This window comes from Microbacterium sp. Bi128 (genome assembly GCF_918698205.1).
The window spans coordinates 1-4,034 of record NZ_CAKKMM010000400.1; the positions used below are offsets into that span (position 1 = coordinate 1).

Sequence of the window (4,034 nt, forward strand, 5' to 3'; positions counted from 1 at the left end):
GTCCAGGTTGCGGTACTTCTCGGCGTAGTCCAGGCCATAGCCCACCACGAACTCGTTGGGGATGTCATAGCCGACGTACTTGACGTCGATCTTGACCTTGGCGGCCGTCGGCTTGCGGAAGGCGGTGCAGATTTCCACCGACGCCGTGCCGCGGGATTCCAGGTTCGTCTTGAGCCAGGACAGCGTGAGACCGGAATCGATGATGTCCTCGACGATCAGGACGTCTTTGCCCATGAGGTCGGTGTCGAGGTCCTTCAGGATACGGACGACGCCTGAGGACTGCGTGCCCGAGCCGTACGAGGACACGGCCATCCAGTCCATGGAGACGTGGGTGTGCAGCGCACGGGCCAGATCCGCCATGACCATGACGGCGCCCTTGAGCACGCCGACGATCAGGAGGTCGCGGCCCTCGTAGTCCTTGTCGATCTGCGCCGCGAGTTCGGTGATCCGTTGCTGGATCTGTTCCTTGGTGTAGAGAACGTGTTTGAGGTCTGCCTGGACGTCGTTTGAATCCACCAATGGCTCCTGTGTAGATGCGGGGTGCGACTAATTTCGGGGCGGCTGTTGAGGCCGGAATACAAGCTTCCCACAGCGGGCGGCTTCGCGGGGAACACTTGCGGCGGACAGCTCCGCCGCAAGGAGCTGCGCGAGCGAGAGCCGGTAGACGCTGACCGCGCCGGGAAGCTCCACCGGGCCGGCCGATCCCTGCCGGCGCAGGAGCGCTTCCGCCGCGAGCAGCCGCTGGTAGCTGGGCTGCTGACCGCCGACGGCGGCGGCGGCCTTGGCGATCACCCGGAACCTCACGGCCGGGGCCAGGTCCCTCAGCCCGGCCTCCGGAAGGCTGATCTCCTCCCCTGTCTGCTGGCGCAGCCGCTCGAAAGTGTCGTTCGCCACGTCCTCCAGGTAATCGGCGTCGAGCTGCAGGATCGCGGCCGTGCGGGCGAGCGATTCGGCAACGCCGGGGCCAAGCTTGTCCTCCAGCAGGGGCAGCACCTCAACCCGGGTCCGGGAACGCGCGTACACGGGATCGGTGTTGGACGGGTCGTGCCAGGGCTCCAGGTCCTCCACCCGGCAGATCTCCAGGGTGTCCGCGCGCCGCAGGCCCAGGAACGGGCGCAGCAGCCGGCCGCGGGCCGGCCGCATCCCGGCGAGGGACCGGGTGCCCGACCCGCGCGCCAGGCCCAGGAGCACTTGTTCGGCCTGGTCATCGAGGGTGTGGCCGAGCAGGATGGCGGTTGCACCTGCCTCGTCCGCGGCGGCCTCAAGGGCAGCATGGCGGGCGTCCCGGGCGGCGGCCTCTGGGCCCGCGCCGCTGGAGGCGACGTCGACAGTCCGGATCGTCACGGGAGAGAGCCCGAGCTCCTCGAGGGTGCGGGCCGTGGTGGCCGCGACCCCGGCCGAGCCCGGCTGCAGCTGGTGGTCCACGACGACGGCGCCGACAGAGACAAAATGGCCGTCCACGTGGCCCCGGCGCCCGAAATAGGCGGCGACGGCGGCGAGAGCCAGCGAGTCCGGTCCGCCGCTGCAGGCTACCAGGACGCGGTCCGGGTAGCCGGCCGCGGCGAGGGCGTCCTGCAGCATTTTTCGTGCCGTGCCGACCACCGGCGCGAGGCGGCCGGGCCGGCGTCGTCCGCTGGAAATCGAGGTAGAGCCGGCGCCATCGGGGGCAGTCATGGCGGCTAGAGGCCCATCCGGTCGAGCCAGAGCCTGGAGTCGTGGATCTCGGGTTCGCTGGGGAGGTGGTCCGCGGACTCCCAGACTCTGTTGAAGCCTGCCATGCCGGCGGCGGCCACCACTTCCCGGACGAACTTGGCGCCGTCACTGTACTGGCGCATCTTGGCGTCGAGGCCGAGCAGGTTGCGGATGAATTTCTCGATCATGCCGCGGTCCTGGCCTCGGTCGTTGAAACGTTGCCGGATGGTCTTCACCGAGGGAACGATGCTGGCGTCCACGGCGTCCATGACCACATTGGCGTGACCCTCGAGCAGGCTCATGAGCGCAGTCAGGCGGGACAGGGCCGCCTTTTCCTCCGGGTTCTGGAGCAGGTCCAGGATGGCGCCCCGTCCGGGCGCGGCGCCGGGTGCCGCGCGGTCCTTCAGCGATTTCGCGGCCGCCGAGGCCCGTTCCATCAGGGAATCGACATTGCCCAGCAACAGTCCGCTGAGGTTTTCGATCTCCTGGAGCATGTGGTGCCGCAGCCACGGTGCGGCGGCGAACTGCACCCGGTGGGTCTGTTCGTGGAGGCAGACCCAGAGCCGGAAGTCCGCGGGTTCGACTTTCAGTTCGCGTTCCACGGAGATGATGTTCGGCGCTACGAGCAGCAGCCGTCCGGAAGCGGGGGCCGTGGAGTTTTCGGCCAGCGCGGAGAAGGGATCGTACTGGCCCAGGACTTTGCTCGAAAGGAAGGCCAGGATGGCGCCGAGCTGGCTGCCGGTGATGGCCGCGCTGACCCCGGCAGCTCCGGGGCTGAGGGAACCACGGCCCTCCAGCAGCTTTCCCATGGCGGGCTTGAGCATGACGGCGAAGCTCTGCGTGTTGGCCTTGGCCCATGAGGCCCGGTCCACGACGAGGACCTCGGAGTCGCGCAGGTCCCGGGCGGCGTCCAGTCCGGTGATGTGGTGGACGTGCGGCACGGAAATGTCCGCCATGAGCCGCAGATTTTCGACGGCGGCGCCGATCTCGGCGCTGCCCAGGACGGGGCCTGCCGGCGTCAGCCGGGCTGCCGTGGACGCGGCGAGCTCCCAGTTGATGAGATCCGGGACCTGGACCGATGCCGCACTCGGCGTCTTGGGTGATGTCTCGCTTGATGTCTCGCTTGCAGAGGACTCCATGGGGTCCATCAGATCACAGGGCCCCGACAATGCGCCTTAATTTTCGCTGACCGGCGAACCGGCCGGGGCTCCGTGACCCCGGGCCGAAGGGCCAGACCGGCGCGAAGGGCCAGACCGGCGCGGGGTCCGGGCCGGCCCGCGCTGTCAGCGGCAGCCGCAGCCGGCGAGGACGGCGGCGGAGCGGTCCAGTGCGGCTTTGTTCGCGGCACCGGGGGTCAGCCCGTTGCCGACGAAGGAAAAGACCAGGAGCCGGCCGTCGGCGTCGACCACGGAACCGCTAAGCGCAATGACCGTGTTCAGTGTGCCCGTCTTGGCGCGGACCAGCCCGGCGCCCGCGGCCGAGGCCGCATCCGTGTAGCGGTCCCCCAGGGTGCCGGTGAGCCCGGCGACCGGGAACCCGCTCAGGGCGGCGCGCAGCCGGGGGTCCGTGCCCGAGGTCATGGCCCGGACCACGTCCGTGAGCTGCCGGGCCGAGACCCGGTTGGCCAGGGCAAGGCCGGAGACGTCCGCGGCCCGGAGCGAGTCAGTGGGAACGCCCATGTCCTTGACCTGCTGCAGCACGGCGGCAATGGCGTCGTCGCTGCTGCCGGGCCGGCCGACGCCGAGGGCGGTCATCCGTCCCATCACCTCGGCGAGGTAGTTGTCCGAGGTCTGCAGCATCATGTCCACCTGCTGCCCCACCGTGGCGGACTGGACCTCGGCCAGGACTTTGGCGTGCCCGCCCTCCGGCGCGTCACCGGTCCGGCCCCGGGCGACGCCGGGGGCAACGGACAGCCCCCCGGCCGCCGCGGCCGCCGTGAGCCGGGCGGCGAACACCTCGGCGGCGGTCATGGCGGCGTCCTGCGGGCGGGGTCCGGTGGTCTTGGCGGGATCGAACCTCGCGGAGTTCAGCGCCAGCGGGTACAGCGGGGCCATCTCCCCGGCGGCGACGTCCTCTGGGCTCCACGCCTGGCTGAGCGAGGGGCCGCTGAAGAGGGAGTCATCCAGCAGGACGTTCACCGTGCCGGTGACGCCGCCGGCTTTGAGGGCATCGATAGTGGCCTTCGCGAGCGTGGTCAGCCCGGCGCGGCCCAGAACGGCGCCCGGGGCCGATTCCCCGGCGCCCAGGAGGACATCGCCTCCGCCGGTCAGGACCACCGAGCCGGGGGTCGGCCCTGCCAGCACCCGGGTGCTGAAGCGGCGGTCGGGGCCCAGGACCCGCAG

Annotated in this window: 4 protein-coding genes; all 4 read right to left on the reverse strand. The window is 70.3% G+C overall.

The window, feature by feature from the left end:
• A partial coding sequence (gene hpt / locus LQV45_RS19805; RefSeq protein WP_230008476.1) for a hypoxanthine phosphoribosyltransferase occupies positions 1–516 on the reverse strand: 516 nt, incomplete at its 3' end.
• Between the two features lie 30 nt (positions 517–546).
• Positions 547–1,581: a tRNA lysidine(34) synthetase TilS gene (gene tilS / locus LQV45_RS19810; RefSeq protein WP_230008479.1), complete on the reverse strand. Its 1,035-nt coding sequence runs from the start codon at positions 1,579–1,581 to the stop codon at positions 547–549.
• A 98-nt stretch (positions 1,582–1,679) separates the two neighbouring features.
• A complete protein-coding gene (locus tag LQV45_RS19815) occupies positions 1,680–2,840 on the reverse strand; it encodes a zinc-dependent metalloprotease (RefSeq protein WP_374208252.1) in 1,161 nt (386 codons plus the stop codon).
• A 135-nt stretch (positions 2,841–2,975) separates the two neighbouring features.
• The coding region (gene dacB / locus LQV45_RS19820) for a D-alanyl-D-alanine carboxypeptidase/D-alanyl-D-alanine-endopeptidase (RefSeq protein ID WP_230008478.1) at positions 2,976–4,034 on the reverse strand (1,059 nt) is incomplete at its 5' end.